Below are 20,090 nucleotides of genomic sequence, written 5' to 3'. Positions count from 1 at the left end.
TAAATTAAAATTTTTTAGCAATTTAATTAAATTAAAATTGGAGTTATGTATGAGTAAAACCAACCTCGTTATTATTGGTAATGGGATGGTTGGGCATCGTTTTATTGAAGAGTTAATTGATAAAATGCAGCCCAATCAATTCAATATTACTATTTTTTGTGAAGAACCTCGTCTTGCCTATGATCGGGTACATCTTTCTTCTTATTTTTCTGGTCACACAGCAGAAGCGCTTTCTCTAGTTCGCGAAGGTTTATACGAAGAGAATAATATTAAAGTCTTACTTAATGAACGGGCTATTTTAATTAATCGTCAGCGTAAGGAGATTCATTCTCAACAAGGGCGAATTGTTGCTTATGATAAATTGATTATTGCGACAGGATCTTATCCTTGGGTACCACCGATTAAAGGTGCTAATGGTTCGGATTGTTTTGTTTATCGTACGATTGAAGATCTTGATGCTATTCAGGAATGTGCAAAGCGTTGTCAAAAAGGCGCTGTTGTAGGTGGTGGATTGCTTGGACTTGAGGCAGCTGGAGCTTTAAAAAACTTAGGTATGGAAACGCATGTGGTTGAGTTTGCTCCAGTGCTTATGGCCGAACAGTTGGATGTTCAGGGTGGAGAACAACTGCGTCGTAAAATTGAGGAGATGGGGGTAGGTGTTCACACCAGTAAAAATACTCAAGAAATTATTCATACACCTGCTGGGAAAATCATGCAATTTGCGGATGGCTCTGCACTTGAAGTCGATTTTATTGTTTTTTCAACTGGCATTAGAGCAAATGATAAATTAGCTCAAGAATGTGAGTTAGAAATCGGTCCTCGCGGGGGCATTGTTATTAATGATTATTGCCAAACTTCGGATCCTGATATTTATGCTATTGGTGAATGTGCTTGTTGGCAAAACAAGGTTTTTGGTTTAGTTGCACCGGGCTACAAAATGGCTCAGATAGCCTTAGCGCATTTAATGGGACAAACAGATAAATTTGAAGGCGCCGATATGAGCGCTAAGCTAAAGCTGATGGGAGTCGATGTCGGTAGCATTGGCGATGCTAAAGCAAAAACAATAGGGTGTCATAGTTATGTTTATTTAGATGAAACAACGCCAGTTTATAAAAAATTGGTTGTTTCGAATGATAATAAAAAACTCTTGGGTGCGGTATTGGTTGGCGATACGTCAGATTATAGTAATTTATTGCAATTAATGCTTAATGATATGGATCTACCTGAACATCCAGATACGTTGATACTGCCTGCACATGCAGGAGCAAAACCAGCTATGGGTGTTGATGCGCTTCCCGATTCAGCACAGATTTGCTCTTGTTTTGATGTGACTAAAGAAAAAATTGTTAATGCCATTAATGCTGGTTGTCATACGGTTGCAGCAATAAAAGCTGAAACTAAAGCTGGGACTGGGTGTGGAGGCTGCATTCCACTTGTTACACAAATTCTTAATTTAGAGTTAGCTAAACAAGGCATTGAGGTCAGCCATGCATTATGCGGACATTTTAAATACTCTCGTCAGGAGTTATATCATCTTATCCGTGTTGAGGGCCTAACGTCTTTTGAGCAAGTGATTAAAAAACATGGTAAAGGTTATGGCTGTGAAATTTGTAAACCTACCGTCGGATCTTTATTAGCTTCATGTTGGAATGATTATATTCTTAAAGATAATTTGATTCCTCTACAAGATAGTAATGATATTTTCTTAGGTAATATTCAAAAAAATGGTACTTATTCAATAATTCCGCGTAGTGCTGGTGGTGAAATTACTCCAGAAGGATTAATTGCTGTTGGTCAAATAGCTAAAAAATATCAGCTCTATTCTAAAATTACTGGTTCACAGCGCATTGGCTTATTTGGAGCACAAAAAGACGATCTTCCAGCTATTTGGAAGGAGCTTATTGAGGCTGGTTTTGAGAGTGGTCATGCTTATGCCAAAGCATTAAGAATGGCAAAAACCTGTGTAGGTAGTACTTGGTGTCGATTCGGTGTCGGAGATAGTGTTGGTTTGGGCGTTGAGCTAGAAAACCGTTATAAAGGCATTCGTGCACCACATAAATTTAAACTAGGCGTATCAGGTTGTACGCGTGAATGTGCCGAAGCTCAAGGTAAAGATATTGGTGTTATTGCTACTGAAAAGGGATGGAATCTTTATGTGTGTGGTAATGGTGGTATGAAGCCTCGTCATGCTGATTTACTTGCTGCTGATCTCGATAAAAATACACTAATTCGATATATTGATCGTTTCCTTATGTTTTATATTCGTACCGCAGATAAATTACAACGGACGTCAGTCTGGCTTGAAAATTTAGATGGCGGTATTGATTATTTACGTAGTGTTATTATTGACGATAAATTAGGCATAAATGCTGAGTTAGAAAGTGAAATGACACGCTTACGTAAATTAATGGTATGTGAATGGAAGGAAGCTGTTGAAAATACAGAAGGTCAAATTCGATTTTCTCATTTTATTAATAGTAACAAACGTGATGAGAATGTCCAAATCGTACCTGAGCGTGCTCAGCATCGCCCAGCAACAGCAGAAGAACGTAAAGTAATGTTAGGGGAATAATATGAGTCAATGGATAACTATTTGTAAACTTGATGAGATTTTACCTGGCACAGGAGTTTGTGCACTTGTTGGTAATGATCATGTGGCTATTTTTCGCCCTTATAATAATGCTGAGCTTTATGCGATTAGTAATATTGATCCATTTGCTAAGGCAAGTGTTTTATCCCGAGGCATTATAGCAGAACATGAAAATGAGTTATGGGTGGCAAGTCCGCTTAAAAAGCAACGCTTTCGTTTAAAAGATGGTTATTGTTTGGAAGATGAGCAATATTCAATCCCTCATTATGAAGTAGATGTTAATGACGATGGGATCGTACAAGTAAAGTCGCGCTAAATGTATTTTTAAAAGGATAAATTAATTATGTATACAGAGACAATTAATAAATGTGCAGCAAATGCTGCGCGTATTGTTCGTTTGGCAAAAACGAACCCATTTGGTTTTTGGCTAAGTTCTGCTATGGCTGGGGCTTATGTAGGAATAGGTATTATTTTGATTTTTACTTTAGGAAACCTTGTTGAACCATCAATAAGACCTTTACTTATGGGAGCAACGTTTGGTATTGCTTTAACATTGGTTGTAATTGCTGGCTCTGAATTATTTACAGGGCATACCATGTTTTTAACCCTAGGAGTAAAATGCAAAAAAATTACTCATACCCAAATGTGGACAGTATTGCCACAAACATGGTTAGGAAATTTATTAGGTTCAATTTTTGTTGCTGCATTGTATTTTTATGCTTCAACACCTCTATTATCAACGGATACTAGTTTGGTTCATGCAGCGGCTTTAGCAAAAACATCTGCTTCAGCTTCGGCATTATTTTTTAGAGGTATTTTATGTAACTGGTTAGTTTGTTTAGCGATTTGGATGGCTAATCGAGTTGAAGGTTCGGCAAAGTTTATCGCTATTTGGTGGTGTTTGTTAGCATTTATTGCTTGTGGTTATGAACACTCCGTCGCGAACATGACACTTTTTTCACTTTCGTGGTTTGGTCATCATAGCGATGCTTACACATTAGCTGGAATTGGTCATAATCTATTATGGGTTTCATTAGGAAATCTTGTTTCTGGTGCATTATTTATGGGACTGGGATACTGGTATTCAACCCCCAAAGAAGATCGACCTTAATAGCTGTTTAATTTAGTAAGTGTGGTTAAAATAACCAATATAAGGGGGAAAGCATGGTAAGCAATCCCCCAAAGACGTTAAATTAATTAGGATTATATTTGGTTTTAATCATAATTAGTGATAAAAAAATAACGAAGCAATTAACAATAGGATAATTAATAAATTTCTATTATTAGAGGTTAGTTGTTAATAAATTTTTAAACAGATAATGTTTTATTTTGAGGTGTTATGGATTATTTCCCCTTATTTTGTAAGCTAGAAAACCGTGATTGCTTATTAGTCGGTGGCGGTGAAGTTGCTGAACGTAAAGCTCGATTATTACTTGAAGCTGGTGCCCGCTTAACTGTCAATGCGCATGAATTTAACGAGCAATTCATATGCTGGAATGAACAAAAACAACTAGTTTTAGTTCAAGGGGAGTTTAATGCTGAATTACTGGATGATAAATGGTTAGTTATTGCGGCAACAGACTGTCAGGAAACTAATCAAAGAGTGAGTATTGAGACGGAAAAAAGGCGTATTTTTTGTAATGTGGTTGATTCTCCAAAAGATGCGAGTTTTATTATGCCCTCAATTATTGATCGTTCCCCTATTATGGTTGCTGTCTCTTCAGAAGGGCATGCTCCTGTTTTGGCTCGATTATTGCGTGAAAAACTAGAGTCCATTTTACCTCAACATTTAGGCAAATTAGCTAAATATGCCGGTTATTTACGTAATAAAGTTAAAACAACCTATCAAACAGTGACGGAACGTCGTCGTTTTTGGGAAAGGCTATTTTCTCATGATAGGTTAGCTCAAGCGATTGCTAATAGCGATTCAGATCATGTTGAAAAACTCACCAATGAGCTATTTGATTCATCACTTGATTCCCGTGGTGAGGTTGTGTTAGTTGGTGCTGGCCCAGGTGATGCGGGCTTGTTGACTTTAAAGGGATTACAGCAAATCCAACAAGCAGATATTATTGTCTATGATAGATTAGTATCGGATGAAATTATGAATCTAACTCGTCGCGATGCTCAACGTATTTTTGTTGGTAAACGAGCAGGTTTTCATTGTGTACCTCAAGAACAAATAAATCAGATTCTTTTACAACAAGCTAAAAAAGGTAAGCGTGTTGTACGTTTAAAAGGTGGAGATCCTTTTATTTTTGGTCGAGGTGGTGAAGAGCTCGAAACATTATTTAACGCCGATATTCCATTTTCTGTAGTACCAGGAATTACAGCAGCTTCAGGTTGTTCTGCATATAGTGGGATCCCATTAACGCATCGGGATTATGCTCATAGCGTACGTTTAATTACTGGTCATTTGAAAGATGGTAGTCACCTTGACTGGAAGAGTTTAGCCGCTGAAAAGCAAACATTAGTTTTTTATATGGGATTATCTCAAGCCAGTAACATCGAAAAACAATTAATTAAATACGGTATGAATGCAAATACGCCAATTGTAATTGTTGAAGAAGGCACAACAACGAAACAAAAAGTAATATCGGGCCAGTTATGCGATTTAGCACAATTATCTTTGCAAGCCTGTAGTCCTAGTTTAATTATTATTGGGCCTGTTGTTGCATTACGGGAAAAACTAAATTGGTTTTCTGAGTGTTAGTGGGTGCTAAAGGTTTGATCTGCCCATGTTTTAATGGAGCCTTTTTAATGTGTAATAGAGTTTAATATAAGCATAAAATACGATTAACACTTCATAGTATAATGTGACTCTAAGCCTAGGGAGATCGCAAATACGCACTATTGCAGTTAGATAGTAAAAGCGCTTTTTTCTAAAATAAAGAACAAAATTCGCTACTAACAAAATGAAACACCGTCCAGTAAGTGTTTCATTTTAATTTAAAACGAAAAAATAAAATCAATTATCTATCTGAGGATTTTTTATAAAAACTTTCTTGTTTTGGCGGTGTTATTTTAGGAAAGCGTTACTGTTTTAATTGTTCAATAAGAAGATACGTTATAAAAATCACTTTGCTCATAGTCAAAAAATAAAGCCTATGCTAGACTGAACCAAACTCTGAAGCTTTTTTTCCTAAGTGATATTTTCATATGGTGGATTAGCCGCGGTATAACGCAGAAATGGTTATGCTTCCCGATTTGGATAAGGTGTTTAATGTATATATGCAATTAGTTGATAATTATCAGCGTCGATTTCAATATCTACGTTTGTCGATTACCGAGCTGTGTAATTTTCAGTGTCAGTACTGTTTACCAAGTGGTTATCAGCCTAACAAGGAACATAAATTTTTGTCGCTCAGTGAGATTAATCATGTTGTGGCAACATTTACTGATCTCGGTGTACGCAAAATTCGATTAACGGGTGGCGAGCCTACCTTGCGTCGCGATTTTATTGATATATTATCGCTCATATCTTCCTATCCCAGCGTGAAAGAACTCGCTATTACGACCAATGGTTCGCGTTTATTAAAAAATATTCACCATTGGCATCAAGCTGGTTTAAATGCGATTAATATTAGTATTGATAGTTTTACTCCCCATTTATTTAAATTAATTACTGGTCAAGATAAGCTTAAAGAATTACTGCAGTGTGTTGATAAATCGTTAGAAGTAGGTATAAAAAAAGTCAAAATTAACACTGTTTTGATGAAAAACATGAATGATAATTTAAATGATTATTTGTTATGGATTAAAGATATTCCAGTGGAGTTGCGCTTTATTGAACTTATGGAAACAGGTGAAAGCAATGATATATTTAATCGTTATCACTTGTCTGGTAGTTTTATTGAAAAACAACTAATTGCGCAGGGTTGGGAGTTACAACCCAAAAAACCATTATCAGGTCCTGCTAAGATTTATGTGCACAGCGACTATCAAGGAAAAATTGGTTTGATTATGCCCTATTCAAAAGATTTTTGTAAAAGCTGCAATCGATTACGTGTATCATCTATCGGTAAATTACATTACTGCCTATTCGGTGATGCGGCGGTTGATTTACGTGATTTGTTGGAAAGCTCAGAACAGAAACAACAATTAAAAGCAAGAATTCTTGCTTCATTAATGATTAAACCAGAAAAGCATTTGTTACATAATCATCGTGTAGGGCTCATCCCTAATTTATCTTATATCGGTGGATAATTGGCTGTTCTGTTTTGGGACATTGTCAATTTGCCAATGTTGTATAGCCCAATCTAGTAACTGTTTTTGAGTGGCGTCTTGCCAATCTTCTGGCACATATTGTCCTAGAAACTGTAAAGCCTGGACGGTTAACGCTTTAAAATTGTTTAAATCAATCGGGCTAGCATGATTTTGTTTTGATAGTTTATTGCCATTTTTATCTAATACTAGTGGTAAATGGCTGTAACTTGGCACAGAAAAACCAAGCAGTTGATATAGTGAGATTTGTTTTGCAGTAACAGGTAAAAGATCCGCGCCACGAACAATTTCGGTAATTCCTTGTTCATGATCGTCTAAAACTACCACTAAGTTATAGGCAAATAAGCCGTCTTTGCGGTGAATAATAAAATCTTCTTGCGCACTTGCTTTTTCAACTGTTTGTAAGCCACGAATCTGATCTTTAAATTGAAAAATAGGATGATTTTGTTTTAAACGTATAGCAACTTGTTGCTTATTATTGATAGATAAATGTCGTTCACGACAAAAGTTATCGTAAATACCATTTGTTAAGTTTTGAATTCGTTGTCTAGTACAGTCACAATAATAGGCTTGTTGTTTATCTATTAGTGTTTTTAAAACAGTGCGGTAACGCTCACTGCAAGATGATTGATACAAGACTGTATCATCCCAATATAAATTAAGCGCTTCAAGCGTTTTTAATATAAGTGATGATGCCCCTTTGACTTCTCGTGGTGGGTCGATATCTTCGATACGGACAAGCCATTTACCACGACAAGATTTAGCTTGGAGATAACTACCAAGAGCCGTTACCAACGAACCGAAATGTAATGGTCCAGATGGCGAAGGGGCAAAACGACCGATATAATGCATAGGTCTGATTTGGAATGATAGATAAAACTGGGATCACATACCCATTTGTTTTTCGCGAAGTTCAGCAAGCGTTTTACAATCAATACATAAATCGGCTGTTGGTCTTGCTTCTAAACGGCGAATTCCAATTTCAACACCACAAGATTCACAATAACCAAAATCGTCTGATTCGATTTTCTTTAACGTTTTTTCAATTTTTTTGATGAGTCTTCTTTCTCTATCTCGAGCGCGTAATTCAAGGCTGAATTCTTCTTCTTGTGTTGCTCGGTCAGCCGGATCTGGAAAGTTCGCTGCTTCATCTTGCATATGCGTAACTGTTTTTCCCATTTCACCTTGTAGCTGAGTTAGCCAAGCTTCTAAAATAAGTTTAAAATGTTTCAATTGCTTAGGGTTCATGTACTCCTCGTCTTTTGCCTCTTTATAAGGCTCAAGCCCAGCAATTGAAAGCAGGCTAAGAGAAGATGTATTTACTTTTTGTTCCTTTTTCACTGCAATCCCCTTAAGTAAAGATTATTTGAAAGCGCTAAACTATAGCAATAATTCAGCCTTTGGCAAATTTTTTTTATCATTTTTATAATTAAAAAATAAAAAAAATAGTACAACTATATGTTATTAATAAAGATAATTAATTATTCCACTTTTTTAATCCATTTTCAGGGCATTTAGCTACTAAATCGTACAATTTGTCGTTATCGGGGAAAATAAGTTCAGGACTGATATCAAATAGTGGATAGAGGACAAATTCTCTATTTTTCATATGATAATGAGGGATAGTAAGTCTTTCATTATTAATGACTAAGTCATCATAAAGTAAAATATCTAAATCTAGGGTTCTAGCACCCCAACGATTATCTTTGCGTACGCGTCCTTGTGCTTTTTCAATTGCTTGTAGTTCATCAAGCAATGCTATAGGTGATAAGCTTGTCGTCAGTTTAATTACTGCATTAAGATAATCATTTTGATCTTGTGGCCCTAAGGGCTTACTTCGGTAAAATGGTGAAATATCTACCACTTTTGTGCTAGGCAAACAGCGTAATGATTTAATAGCACGATTAGCTTGTGCAAACGGATCTTCAAGGTTGCTCCCTAAAGCAACATAACAAATTGACATAATTAGACTTATTTTTTGTGATGTTAAATACAATTGATGGCAATATCTTAGCACATAAAACAATTGCCAAGAATGATTATATAAATAGATTCATGCTTATGACTTTGTGTTATAAAAATATAACCATATAATCTTTAACTTTTTATTTATTTTTTACTATGTTACTTATGGTAAAGCAAATTATTTTATTAAATGGTTATTTTTATTAATTATTGTATTTATTGAGAATATAAAATGAATTTAGGTCAACAATTAAGCATTTTAATAAAAAATACTTCAATAATCAGTGATCCTCAAGTTATTGATTGCGCTATCAAGGGGATAACCGATTATTTTGCCTGTAGTTTACAAGCTTGTCAGGAAGATGATGTTCATAAATTACTAGCATGGATAGCAGATGAGGGTGGAAATACTAGAGCTTTGCTGATTGGTCAAAAAAAGTTAGCTACGGCAAGGCAAGCAGCACTTTTTAATGGCTTCCAAGCGCATTGTTTAGATTATGATGATGTACATTCAGATGTTAGAGGCCACCCCTCAGCCGTTATTTTATCCGCTCTTATTGCTAGTGTTCGATTAGATAGTATTGAACAAAAGGTTGATAGTAGGCGTTTTTTAACGGCTTATGTTATTGGTATCGAAGTGATGGCTTTGTTGGGTAAAAGTGTTAATCCACAGCATTATGAAAAAGGTTGGCATGCAACTATTACTTTGGGTGGAATTGCTGCCACTGCTGCTATTTGTTATCTCTATGATGAACCTTTTTTATCACAGGCATTAACATTAGCAGCTACACAAGCATCAGGAATGCGTTTGTTAATGGGTACTCCGATCAAATTTTTACATGCAGGACTAGCAGCACAGCATGCTGTACAATCTGTTGAATGGTTAAGAGCTGGTATACATGCCGATCAAGATTTTTTAGATGATAAATTAGGTTTTTTGGCTATTTATGGGCAGGGTAATACACATTTTGATTTAAGTCATTGGGGTAAAACTTGGAAGATTGTGGATCCCGGATTATGGTTTAAAAATTATTCTTATTGTTCAGCTGCTGCTTATATTGCTGATGCAGGTCAATTACTTTACCAAAATCCTAGCTTTGAATTTGATAATATTAATAATATTGTTATTTATTTTGCACCGCCAAATAGTGATGCTGCACTGATATATAAAACCCCTTCATTGGCGCAGCAAGGACGTTTTTCGGCTGAATATGTTTTAGCATTAACTCTTTTAGGATTGCCACTTAGTTTTGAGCAGTTTTCATCACAACCTATTTCAAATGCAATAAAACAATTAATGCAGAAGATGAAACGAAGTTATCAAACGCAACTTACGCCACATCCAGAAGCTTATAATGGGCGTTATGTGATTATTGATATTTTTCTTAAAAATGGTAAAAAGATAAGTCAGCGTATTGATATTCCCAAAGGTTCTCCTAAAAACCCATATAGCCAAACTGAAATGTCGTTAAAATTGCATTCAGCGATTCAAGATCAAACTAAAGCAGAGCAATTATTAGCAGGCATTCATAAACTAGCAAAAGGTTTAGATTTTCGTCAATTTCTATTATCTTATTTATTTACTCTTTAAATATTAAATTATTATCATTAGTTAGTATAGTTTTTAACTAAATTTCAAAATCAATTTCGTCAGTTAGCTGGCGTAAAAATCGTTGCGTAATTTCATTTTGAGGATTATCGATGACTGATTTTGCTGATCCCTCTTCGATAATCATTCCTTCAGCCATAAAGATAATTCTATCTGCAACGTACTTAGCAAACTCCATTTCATGAGTTACTATAATCATAGTAATACGTTCTTTTGCTAGCTGTAGCATGACTTGCAATACTTCGTGTACTCGTTCAGGATCGAGTGCAGAAGTCGGTTCATCAAATAATAATACATTTGGTTTAACAGCTAAAGCTCTTGCAATTGCAACACGTTGTTGTTGACCACCCGATAAAGTGATGGGATATTGTGTTGCGTATGGCAACATACCGACTCGTTCTAATAATGATAATCCTTGTTGTTTTGCTTTGGTTTTATCCATTTTTTGACCAACAATTAATGGATAAGTTATATTTTCTAATGCTGTTTTATTTTTAAATAAATTATAGTGTTGAAAAACCATAGCGGACTGTTTTCGTAAGTTGCTTTCTTCTTTAATACTATAATGCTTACTATTAAGTGATACAGTTCCTATTTTGATAGTGCCTGTATTTGGTTTTTCTAGTAAATTTAAACAACGTAACAGAGTTGATTTTCCCGAGCCTGATGGGCCAATAATGGCAACAACTTCACCTTGTTTTATATTTAAGTTGATGTCTTTTAATACTTCATTATTTGCAAAACGTTTAGATAAATGCGAAACAGAAATCATAACCTTACTCCTTAACGATGATAAGGTATACTGAGCTTTTGCTCTAATTGTTTTTGTATCCAAGAATAGGCAACAACAGTTAGCCAGTAAACAATACCTACAGCTAGATAGGTTTCGAAGTAGAGGAATGAGTTAGCAGTTAACATTTTCCCCGATGCTAATAGTTCTTGCACGCCAACAAAAAAGGCAACAGACGAATCTTTAAGTAATGAAATGAACATATTGCCGGCGTTTGGTAGAGCATTGACCATAGCTTGTGGTAGTATAATACCTCGATAAACTTGTATTTTACTTAAACCAACGGTTATTCCTGCCTCTTTCTGCCCCTGATCAACGGACTTTAAACTTGCTCGGAAAATTTCAGCTAAATAGGACGAATATTTTAAACTGAAGCAGATAATGGCTGCTGTTGTAGCGCCCATTTGTTTTAAAACAGGAAAAATTTGTGGTAATCCATAATAAATAATAAACAGTAAAACAACAGAAGGTATTCCTCGAAACAGTGAAATAAACAGTGCAAAAAACGAATCGATAATGATTATTTTATTGCTACGTAATAGTGCAATCGCAAGTCCAAATATAATGGCAAACATAATCGATATGATGGTAATAAAAAGTGTAACAGGCAGATAAGGTAATATCTGCGGAAATACACTTAAAAAATAGTTTACATTAAAATTCATAGGGTAATATCTTCACCAAAATATTTAATTGCAAGGTTTTTCAATGTGCCATTGGTGCGTAACTTTTCGATGGCTTGATTGAATTTTTCACGTAGTGCTTGGCCTTTTTCATCTTTACTAAATGGAAAAGCAACGTGCTCAATAGTAATTGGCTCACCCACTAATTTAAACGGTAGGTTTTTACGCTTAATTTCAGCCAGTAATATTGGCTTAGAATTGACATAACCATCAACTCGTCGATACTCCGTGTCATACATTGCACCATCTCGTGTTTCATAGGTCTTGATTGTTATTTCGTTGCTAGGAAAGGCTTTTTTTAGATTGTTTATATGATTTGAGCCTAGCACACCAGCAATGGTTTTACCTTTAAAATCAGATAATTGCTTGATATCGTTGTTATCTTTGTGGGTAACTATTTGGCTACCGTAAAGGCTATAGGTATTGGAAAAATCATATTTGGCTTGACGAGCATCTGTAACCGCAACTGCATTGGCAATAGTATCTAAACGCCCTGAATCAAATTGCCCCATTAAGCCACCAAATTCAGCAATGATCCATTCGACTTTATAGCCTAATTCGTTAGCAATTGCTTCAGTAACTTCAACATCAAATCCGACTAAATTGCCATCTTGTTTATAACCGTTTGGATAGCTTTGTCCTGTGGAGCCCGCTTTAATGACATTTTGCTCTGTTACTTGGTGATTGGATTTATTATCACAACCAATTAAGGCTAGGCTAGTTAATAAAAGAGTGGACAGTAACTTGCTTATTTTTTTCATTGTTTATTACTCCTTTTTTTCCATTCGGTATAGTTTTTGTGATTTAAGATTTTTTCAAAATAAAGTGTGGTATGATCGAGTGTTAAATTAGCTTGCCCTATTTTTTTATAGCCTCTATTAATATAAGTTTGGGCAAGCCATGGATGATTTGCAGCAGTGCCTAACGTGACAGCAGGTAATTTTAGTTGGTTAATTAGAATTTGCTGTTCAACAAAATCCCATAATGCATTACCATAACCTTTGCCTTTATATTGTGGCGCTGTTGCAAACCAACCTAAATGGGGTAACCCATAAGGTCCTGGGTTATTACCCCATGGAAAGCGAATACTTAAGGTTGATAGTAGATCACCTTCTTTTTCTAATAGATACACGGCATTGGAATTAATATGGTCAGCAATTTGCGATTGTGTGACTGTTGCTGCGGCAAAATGGATGCCTAATTGAGTGGTGGATTGATAAGCATTATGCAATAGCACCTGATAAGCAGGAATGTCTTTATGAGTGATTAAGCGAAAGCTCATGCTAATACTCCACACTGTTCAGCATATTGAATAACTTGTGCTACTTTTTCAGGTGCAGAGCCAATATAGCTAATTGGATCTAACCAAGCATCAAGTTCGGATTCGGTGAATTCTTTATTTAAACGTGGATCTTCTAATAATATATCTTTAAATGGTCGATTCTGTTCAAATGCTTTCATGGCGCTTTGGTAAACTAAATTATGTGCAGTTTGTTTGCCTAATCGTTTGCCGATTTCAAACATCACTTTTTCAGATAGTAGTAAACCATTTTGTAGTGATAAATTGATCAACATTTTTTCTGCATTGATTTTAAGTCCTTTAAGTACGGCAAGGGCTGTCTGTAATTGTGCTGAAATATAAAGGTTAATTTCTGGTAGTGCGATCCATTCGGCTCGCCAACTCATGGCATCGCGTTCATGTTCAACTTTCATTGATTCGTGAATTAATGCGACACTTTTTAAAAGTGGAGCTGTCAAACTGGCTAAACCTTCTAATGCCGCTGGGTTGCGTTTATGCGGCATGGTAGTTGAACCTATTTTTCCTTCCGAGAACGGTTCTTCAACTTCGTTAATTTCGGTACGCATTAAGTTGTAAAATTCATTGCCCATTTTACCTAATGTGCCACTAATTAGCGCAATGACTGATGCATATTCAGAAAAACGGTCACGAGCTGCTTGCCAACCGATATTAGGGGTATTTAGTCCCAGTATTGTTAAAGCACGCGTTTCAACTTGTGGTCCTAACTTGCCCATTGAGGCATAAGTACAAATTGCACCACTAATATTACCGACTAATACTCGCTGTTTGATTTCACTTAAACGTTGTAAGTGCCGAATAAATTCATCTAACCATACGGCAAGTTTAAAACCAAAGGTTGTAGGGAGTGCTTGCATGCCATGGGTTCGTCCAACCATGGGTAAATACTGATACTTTTTAGCTAAACGTTTTAGTTCTAGTGCCACTAGTTTGCTATCGCGTTCAATTACAGTAAAAGATTGTTTTAATTGTAAAACAGTTGCAGTATCGACGATATCTTGTGTAGTTGCGCCGTAATGAATATATTGACCCGCATCACCGACTTGTTTTTGCAGTGCATTAATTGTTGACATTAACGAATGTTTGGCTTTAGCTGCTTCTTCGGCAATTTGTTCAATTGATAATTTAGATGCATCGGCTTTGGATATGATTGAATTGGCTGCTTCAATTGGAATAACGCCTAACTCGCCTTCCGCTTTAGCTAAAGCAACTTCGACATCAACCTGTTTTTGCAAGCGATTTGTCTCAGACCAAATTGCTCTCATTTCGTTAGTACCAAAGTTATTGCCCAAAATTAAAAAATCTAAAATATGTGACGCCACCAAACTATCCTCAATAATTGTTACTATCTTACTCAATAATTATTAGTAATTATTGCAGTATCGTCTAATAATCTGTTTTTCTATTGATATAACCAAATGGAATAAAATACTAATGAGAAGGGGGAGCTGTAAGTAATCATTAGAATAATTTTTGATTAATAAGGATATGTATGCCAAAGTTAAACCTGTTTTTTATAGTAAAAAAACATATTAATTTAAAGGGGAAAGTAAATAGAAACCCCCTTTATTTGAGCGCTTCTATTGTTATGACTGTTTATTATTAAAATTTCTATAGTACTTCAACAATTGATTCGCAAAGTCTGGACATGTTATCTAATGTCATACCAGCCACGTTGATACGTCCTGAGTTTACGATGTAAATGCCATAATCATTACGTAATTTTAGCACTTGTTCTTCGTTCAAGCCACTGAACGAAAACATGCCATTTTGTTTGGCAATAAAACTAAAATCCTGATTTGCACCTTTGTCTTGTAAGGTTTTTACAAATAGTTGTCGCATGCGGTGAATACGTTGACGCATACTTGTTAATTCATCGATCCACTCTTCTTTTAATTCTTCATTGTTTAATATATAAGAGACGATTTTAGCACCATGGGCAGGAGGGTTTGAGTAATTAGCTCGAATAATTGTTTTGACTTGACTAAAGGCTCGATCGGCAATTTCAGCATTTGCCGCAATTAATGTAAATGCTCCCACTCGTTCGTTATATAAACCGAAATTTTTAGAGTATGAACTTGCAATAAGTAGTTCTGGATGATTATTGGCAAATAACCGTAACCCATAAACGTCTTCTTCTATACCTTGTCCAAAGCCTTGATAAGCTAAATCAAACAGCGGTAACCAACCATTTTTTAAGGCAAGATCCGATATAGCTTGCCATTGTTCTGGAGTTGGATCGATACCCGTTGGGTTATGACAGCATCCATGGAATAATACCGCTTCGCCAGCGGCAACTTGGTTTAAGCTGCTCATCATGGCATCAAAATCAAGAGTGTGCGTTTGTGCACTATAATAATGGTATTCGCGTACTTCAAGGCCTGCCATTTGGAATACACTACGATGATTTGGCCAAGTTGGATTACTAACCCAAACTCGTTTTATTTTTGTTCGGCGAGCTAAAAAGTCTGCCATAATGCGTAAAGCCCCTGTTCCTCCGGGAGATTGTGCAGTTCTTGCTCGTTCATTTTCACTACCAAAAAGCAAAGTTTGCGTTGCAATATTGAAAGATTTTAGACCGTCAATAGGAAAATAACTTTTGGTGATTTCGTCATTTAGTAACAAATGCTCTGCTTTTTTTACACTTCCTAAAATAGGGGTTTTTGTCGTTTCATCTTTATAAATACCTACACTTAAATTAATTTTATTGGTGCGTTCATCTTTATTATAAAGGTCTGCTAGCCCTAAAATGGGATCGGCTGGTGCTGCTGTCAAATTTTCAAACATAATCCACCTATTTAATTGATTATTATTACTGCATTATATACACATTATTTTGTAAGTTACAATTTCAAATAGGTATACGATAAAATAGATTTTTGTAAAATTTTTAACGTTCTTATAGTTACTGAAAAACTGTAAGTTGATTAAAAAATGAAATCAAATCATTAGTTAATGTCGTTAGTTCTCCTGTAATTAAGTCCTCTTTTACTATTTCGCCCGTTAAATTGTTTAATGAAATTATTTTTGTGCTGTCATCCGTCGTAGCTATAAAAATGGTTGCTGTTCGTTTTAATCTTTTTTGTTGGGATAAATGAGCTATTAAATTTTGTTCTAAAGTTGAAAAGTCATCATCGTTCCATGCTTGAATTAAGGTTAAATGTGTGTCGGTAAATTTAGCCGTCATATTGCCAGCATATTGTGTACCATAAAAAATGTGAGCAGAGGGATGTAAAATGATACCAATAACTTGTTCAACAATCGAGAGATCTCTTGGTGGTTCTAATAAAAACGGTTGCCAAAATACCGTGAGATGGTCAGTTTTTAAAATACAAGGCGAGGGGATGGCATGTAGTTCTTCGCTTTGTGGTGCGTATTTGAATTGCTCAATCCAACGAGTAGTAAAATTAAGTAAGGCAGTTTTATTGGCAGAGTTCATAAATAGATATATCTCATATTTAAATTATAATGTCATTTTATTGTAATTATACTGATTAGGATTCGTTATGCATAATTGCATCGGTGTTTTATTTTTAGTTAATGGGATAATTAGTAAGAAAAAATTTTGTAAAAAAGTTTCAGGTAACTATGTGTTTCAGTAAAAAATTTAAGCAAATTAAATAAGTTATTTATTGTGTGATTAAAGCAAGTTGAATATAGCTAAAAATGAATTCTTAACTGTTTGTAAAACAGCCAGTTTAATTTGCTTGCTATCCTTGACTGAAACGTTAATAATAGTGACGGATAATTTTATCCTTGTAATGCAGCAATGGCGTTAGACATTACAGTTTTTCAAAATAAAATAGCGTAAGTAGAATCATTATAATTAGATAATATGTTTATTTTAAACAATTGCATAAAGATTTAGTTTATTTGCTAAAGCCGTTAAGAAACATAGGTTTGCAAATTAGCCATATTAATAGTGTCAATAAATTATACAATTAGGTTTTTTTAAATATTTAGTGCTTTTTAATTTAGCATGTTACTTAATGTATGATATTGATGTTGTGTAAGCGGTATCAGGTTCACATAAAATAATAACAAAAATAACATAAATAAAATAATGAATGCTGTATACCAATATTTAGTTAAGTACCATTATTCATCATTGTTAAAATAATCACTTATCAATAATAAGATTCTACCTACTGTTAATTAAGATTAATCAAGAGTGTAGAATAATGAAAAGAATGCTAATCAATGCAACCCAGCAAGAAGAGCTGCGAGTTGCGCTTGTTGATGGTCAACGATTGTATGATTTAGATATCGAAAGCCTTGGACATGAACAAAAAAAAGCGAATATTTATAAAGGTAAAATCACTAAAATCAATCCAAGTTTAGAAGCCGCTTTTGTTTCGTATGGTGGTGAGCGTGATGGTTTTTTACCTTTAAAAGAGATTGCTGAAAGCTATTTCCCATCTAATATTTCTGGTCGTCGTAGTATTAAACATCTACAGGAAGGTCAAGAAGTCCTTATCCAAATTGAAAAAGAGATTCGTGGCAAAAAAGGTGCGGCTTTAACCACCTATATTAGTTTAGCTGGTAGCTACTTGGTGTTGATGCCTAATGATCCTCGTGCTGGCGGTGTTTCGCGCCGTATAGAAGGTGAAGAAAGAGCAGATCTTAAGCGTATTATTGATGCAATTGAAAAGCCAAAAGGCATGGGTGTTATAGCTCGAACGGCGGGTGTTGGTAAAAGCCAAGAGGAGTTGCAACAAGATTTAGATGCATTAGTTAACTATTGGACAGCAATTCAAAACGAAGCCAAAAAACATCCTGCACCAAGCTTGATTCATAAAGAAAGTGATATCATTACTCGTGCGTTTCGTGATTATTTGCGTGATGATGTTGGTGATATTTTAATTGATAATCCTAAAGTACTTGAGATTGCTAAAAAACGTTTAGCTGATTTGGGACGAGTTGAGTATATCGGTCGCTTAAAGCTTTATGAGGGTGATGTGCCATTATTTAATCATTTCCAAATTGAGGGGCAGATTGAATCGGCATTTCAGCGAGAAGTTCGCTTACCTTCTGGTGGTTCAATTGTTATTGATGCCACAGAAGCGCTTACAGCAATCGATATTAACTCGGCTAAATCCATTCGTGGTAGTGATATTGAAGAAACAGCATTTAATACTAACCTTGAGGCAGCCGAAGAAATAGCTCGTCAACTACGTTTACGCGATTTAGGTGGTTTGATTGTTATCGATTTTATTGATATGACACCAGTCCGTAATCAACGTGAGGTAGAAAACCGCTTAAAAGAAGCGATGAAAACCGATCGTGCACGAATTCAAACCACGCGAATTTCACGCTTTGGTTTACTTGAAATGTCGCGCCAACGTTTAAGCCCTTCATTACGCGAAGCAACGCATCACATTTGCCCTCGTTGTCAAGGTACAGGCACAGTTCGCGATAATAATTCATTGTCTTTATCTATTCTTCGATTGATTCAAGAAGAAGCAATGAAAGATAATACAGTACAAATCGATGTCATTGTTCCTGTGCCAATAGCGAGCTATTTACTCAACGAAAAACGTCGTGCTATCACCAATATCGAACGTATGCATCCTGATGTCAAAATTGTGATTGCTGGCGATGAAGAGATGGAAACACCATTGTATAAGGTGATTCGTAAGCGTAGAGGCGAAGAAACAGATGTGCTGAGTTATAATCTTCCAAAATTGATTCGTGAACTTGAGGAAGAGGAAGAAGAGCAACAAGCTGTTGAAGTTATTGTTGAACAAGCTGTATTATCTGGACCTAAAGTTGAAGCTTGTGCAACACCAAAAGAAAAGGTAGAGTCAAAAACTATAAAATCAGGCGGTCTGTTTAGTGGATTATTTGGTAAATTACGTAAACTGTTTGTTACTGAAAAAGTAGAACCACAGCCAGAAGTTAAAACAAGACCGACTAAAAGACGGGATAATCAACGTTCAAACAATCGACGTCAACGTAATCACCGAAATAACAATGCTGCTAATAATGGTAATTTTGTTGCAGCAGGCAATATTGACGAGGTTAAAGAATCAAGTCGAAATAATAATCGCAGAGCTAAACAAAATAGTAATTCAAATGCTAATTTGTCAAACTCTGAAAACAATCTTAAGGCAGATAGAGTTGTCGAGGAAGTGGTACAACCAAAACTGCGTGAGGCTAAGCCAAGACGCCAACAACGAGCATTAACTAAAAGTGTTCGTGTGAAAAATAGTAATACTACTGCCACGGTGCAGACTGAACAAGAACGAGTAATTATCCCTTCTTTATTATTACCTGTTATTGTCTCAGAATCAGCTGAGGGCAATATTGTATCGGAAATTCAACCGAAACGTCAGCGTCGTACTTCAAGACATTTACGAATGAATGGCCAACGTAATAAACGCCGTGTTCGTAATGTAGAACTAAAACAGTCTCCAATACCATTGCCGTTTGCTGCAGCATCATTGGAATTAGCTTTAGGTCGTGTTGTTGTTGATTACAGTCAAATAGCTAATTATGAACCACATAATGTGGTACCTGTCATTCCATCGCTTTTACTTCCTGTTATTGTTAAAAATGAGGAAGATGTAAATAGAACTGCTAGTGTTGATGAGGTATCAAAAGCTCCGTTATTTGTAAGTGTTCAAGAGGATTTTAACGTTAGTGAGAAAAATAATAATGATCTTGTAATTAATGATTCACACTCGATAGGTTATTCCTCATCAGCAATGACTAAAGCACCTGCACCAGAATATGTGACTTATGATGTTGAAATAAAATCGCGTGAAGAATCAGATTATCATTTTGAAGGTAAAGGTAATGCTGGTGGTTTAAGTGCTCAGGATCATGCTTATGCCGCAGCAAGTAAACCAGTAATACTGGATAATCAATAAATAGATTAAAACACGGTGGCGTGGTTATGTTGCCGTGTT

17 protein-coding genes and 1 riboswitch are annotated in these 20,090 nt (G+C 35.6%); of the genes, 7 read left to right on the top strand and 10 right to left on the bottom strand.

Features of this window, described 5'->3' with window-relative positions:
- Positions 1-49: 49 nt before the first annotated feature.
- The 5 genes from nirB (at position 50) to moaA (ending at position 6,796) form a co-directional block, all read left to right on the top strand.
- Positions 50-2,572 (top strand): nitrite reductase large subunit NirB, encoded by a 2,523-nt coding sequence (gene nirB / locus ACGH6Q_RS00430; protein ID WP_085164528.1) that lies wholly within the window; start codon positions 50-52, stop codon positions 2,570-2,572.
- Position 2,573: 1 nt separating this feature from the next.
- The gene (gene nirD, locus ACGH6Q_RS00425; RefSeq protein ID WP_085164526.1) at positions 2,574-2,906 is read left to right on the top strand and encodes a nitrite reductase small subunit NirD; all 333 of its coding nucleotides are present in this window, start codon (positions 2,574-2,576) and stop codon (positions 2,904-2,906) included.
- Between the two features lie 27 nt (positions 2,907-2,933).
- Complete coding sequence (gene nirC / locus ACGH6Q_RS00420; RefSeq protein WP_085164524.1) at positions 2,934-3,701, top strand: nitrite transporter NirC; 768 nt, start codon at positions 2,934-2,936, stop codon at positions 3,699-3,701.
- A gap of 228 nt (positions 3,702-3,929) precedes the next feature.
- Complete coding sequence (gene cysG, locus ACGH6Q_RS00415; RefSeq protein ID WP_411591405.1) at positions 3,930-5,303, top strand: siroheme synthase CysG; 1,374 nt, start codon at positions 3,930-3,932, stop codon at positions 5,301-5,303.
- Positions 5,304-5,703: 400 nt separating this feature from the next.
- Positions 5,704-5,825: riboswitch (molybdenum cofactor riboswitch) on the top strand.
- Complete coding sequence (moaA, locus tag ACGH6Q_RS00410; RefSeq protein ID WP_411591404.1) at positions 5,822-6,796, top strand: GTP 3',8-cyclase MoaA; 975 nt, start codon at positions 5,822-5,824, stop codon at positions 6,794-6,796. It overlaps the preceding riboswitch by 4 nt.
- On the opposite strand, the gene gluQRS is transcribed toward moaA, so the two are convergent.
- The 3 genes from gluQRS to folK form a co-directional block, all read right to left on the bottom strand.
- A complete protein-coding gene (gene gluQRS, locus ACGH6Q_RS00405; RefSeq protein ID WP_411591401.1) occupies positions 6,776-7,666 on the bottom strand; it encodes a tRNA glutamyl-Q(34) synthetase GluQRS in 891 nt (296 codons plus the stop codon). The genes moaA and gluQRS overlap by 21 nt on opposite strands.
- 33 nt (positions 7,667-7,699) lie before the next feature.
- Positions 7,700-8,155, bottom strand: coding sequence for an RNA polymerase-binding protein DksA (dksA, locus tag ACGH6Q_RS00400; RefSeq protein ID WP_065606514.1), 456 nt, complete (start codon positions 8,153-8,155; stop codon positions 7,700-7,702).
- Positions 8,156-8,291: 136 nt separating this feature from the next.
- On the bottom strand, positions 8,292-8,777 hold the full coding sequence (gene folK, locus ACGH6Q_RS00395; protein ID WP_411591398.1) for a 2-amino-4-hydroxy-6-hydroxymethyldihydropteridine diphosphokinase: 486 nt from the start codon (positions 8,775-8,777) through the stop codon (positions 8,292-8,294).
- 234 nt (positions 8,778-9,011) lie between these two features.
- Here folK and ACGH6Q_RS00390 point away from each other — a divergent pair, with 234 nt between their 5' ends.
- A complete protein-coding gene (locus ACGH6Q_RS00390; RefSeq protein WP_411591396.1) occupies positions 9,012-10,370 on the top strand; it encodes an MmgE/PrpD family protein in 1,359 nt (452 codons plus the stop codon).
- Between the two features lie 37 nt (positions 10,371-10,407).
- Here ACGH6Q_RS00390 and ACGH6Q_RS00385 read toward each other — a convergent pair whose 3' ends face one another.
- The 7 genes from ACGH6Q_RS00385 to syd all read right to left on the bottom strand — a co-directional run bounded on the left by ACGH6Q_RS00385 (position 10,408) and on the right by syd (position 16,618).
- Complete coding sequence (locus ACGH6Q_RS00385; protein ID WP_085163860.1) at positions 10,408-11,160, bottom strand: amino acid ABC transporter ATP-binding protein; 753 nt, start codon at positions 11,158-11,160, stop codon at positions 10,408-10,410.
- An 11-nt stretch (positions 11,161-11,171) separates the two neighbouring features.
- On the bottom strand, positions 11,172-11,843 hold the full coding sequence (locus tag ACGH6Q_RS00380; RefSeq protein ID WP_034910372.1) for an amino acid ABC transporter permease: 672 nt from the start codon (positions 11,841-11,843) through the stop codon (positions 11,172-11,174).
- On the bottom strand, positions 11,840-12,622 hold the full coding sequence (locus ACGH6Q_RS00375) for an amino acid ABC transporter substrate-binding protein (RefSeq protein ID WP_411591394.1): 783 nt from the start codon (positions 12,620-12,622) through the stop codon (positions 11,840-11,842). The genes ACGH6Q_RS00380 and ACGH6Q_RS00375 overlap by 4 nt, the downstream gene beginning before the upstream one ends.
- Positions 12,619-13,143, bottom strand: coding sequence for a GNAT family N-acetyltransferase (locus ACGH6Q_RS00370; protein WP_296301390.1), 525 nt, complete (start codon positions 13,141-13,143; stop codon positions 12,619-12,621). Before ACGH6Q_RS00370 ends, ACGH6Q_RS00375 begins: the two co-directional genes overlap by 4 nt.
- Positions 13,140-14,501, bottom strand: coding sequence for an adenylosuccinate lyase (gene purB, locus ACGH6Q_RS00365; RefSeq protein WP_174798856.1), 1,362 nt, complete (start codon positions 14,499-14,501; stop codon positions 13,140-13,142). The genes ACGH6Q_RS00370 and purB overlap by 4 nt, the downstream gene beginning before the upstream one ends.
- Before the next feature lie 289 nt (positions 14,502-14,790).
- A complete protein-coding gene (locus tag ACGH6Q_RS00360) occupies positions 14,791-15,966 on the bottom strand; it encodes an aromatic amino acid transaminase (protein WP_411591390.1) in 1,176 nt (391 codons plus the stop codon).
- Between the two features lie 118 nt (positions 15,967-16,084).
- Positions 16,085-16,618, bottom strand: coding sequence for a SecY-interacting protein (syd, locus tag ACGH6Q_RS00355; RefSeq protein WP_085163865.1), 534 nt, complete (start codon positions 16,616-16,618; stop codon positions 16,085-16,087).
- Positions 16,619-17,360: 742 nt separating this feature from the next.
- Between syd and rne the strand changes: the two genes are divergently transcribed.
- A complete protein-coding gene (gene rne, locus ACGH6Q_RS00350; RefSeq protein ID WP_411591388.1) occupies positions 17,361-20,051 on the top strand; it encodes a ribonuclease E in 2,691 nt (896 codons plus the stop codon).
- The last annotated feature ends 39 nt before the right edge of the window (positions 20,052-20,090 follow it).

Source organism: Gilliamella sp. BG2, from assembly GCF_046635645.1.
GTDB classification, from domain to species: domain Bacteria; phylum Pseudomonadota; class Gammaproteobacteria; order Enterobacterales; family Orbaceae; genus Gilliamella; species Gilliamella bombi.
Note: the sequence above shows the minus strand (reverse complement) of the source record. Positions and strands in the feature narration are given on the sequence as shown.

Coding starts and splice junctions, on each gene's coding strand:
- nirB (WP_085164528.1), top strand. CDS start 50: ATGAGTAAAACCAACCTCGTTATTATTGGTAATGGGATGGTTGGGCAT.
- nirD (WP_085164526.1), top strand. CDS start 2,574: ATGAGTCAATGGATAACTATTTGTAAACTTGATGAGATTTTACCTGGC.
- nirC (WP_085164524.1), top strand. CDS start 2,934: ATGTATACAGAGACAATTAATAAATGTGCAGCAAATGCTGCGCGTATT.
- cysG (WP_411591405.1), top strand. CDS start 3,930: ATGGATTATTTCCCCTTATTTTGTAAGCTAGAAAACCGTGATTGCTTA.
- moaA (WP_411591404.1), top strand. CDS start 5,822: ATGCAATTAGTTGATAATTATCAGCGTCGATTTCAATATCTACGTTTG.
- gluQRS (WP_411591401.1), bottom strand. CDS start 7,666: ATGCATTATATCGGTCGTTTTGCCCCTTCGCCATCTGGACCATTACAT.
- folK (WP_411591398.1), bottom strand. CDS start 8,777: ATGTCAATTTGTTATGTTGCTTTAGGGAGCAACCTTGAAGATCCGTTT.
- ACGH6Q_RS00390 (WP_411591396.1), top strand. CDS start 9,012: ATGAATTTAGGTCAACAATTAAGCATTTTAATAAAAAATACTTCAATA.
- ACGH6Q_RS00385 (WP_085163860.1), bottom strand. CDS start 11,160: ATGATTTCTGTTTCGCATTTATCTAAACGTTTTGCAAATAATGAAGTA.
- ACGH6Q_RS00380 (WP_034910372.1), bottom strand. CDS start 11,843: ATGAATTTTAATGTAAACTATTTTTTAAGTGTATTTCCGCAGATATTA.
- ACGH6Q_RS00375 (WP_411591394.1), bottom strand. CDS start 12,622: ATGAAAAAAATAAGCAAGTTACTGTCCACTCTTTTATTAACTAGCCTA.
- ACGH6Q_RS00370 (WP_296301390.1), bottom strand. CDS start 13,143: ATGAGCTTTCGCTTAATCACTCATAAAGACATTCCTGCTTATCAGGTG.
- ACGH6Q_RS00360 (WP_411591390.1), bottom strand. CDS start 15,966: ATGTTTGAAAATTTGACAGCAGCACCAGCCGATCCCATTTTAGGGCTA.
- syd (WP_085163865.1), bottom strand. CDS start 16,618: ATGAACTCTGCCAATAAAACTGCCTTACTTAATTTTACTACTCGTTGG.
- rne (WP_411591388.1), top strand. CDS start 17,361: ATGAAAAGAATGCTAATCAATGCAACCCAGCAAGAAGAGCTGCGAGTT.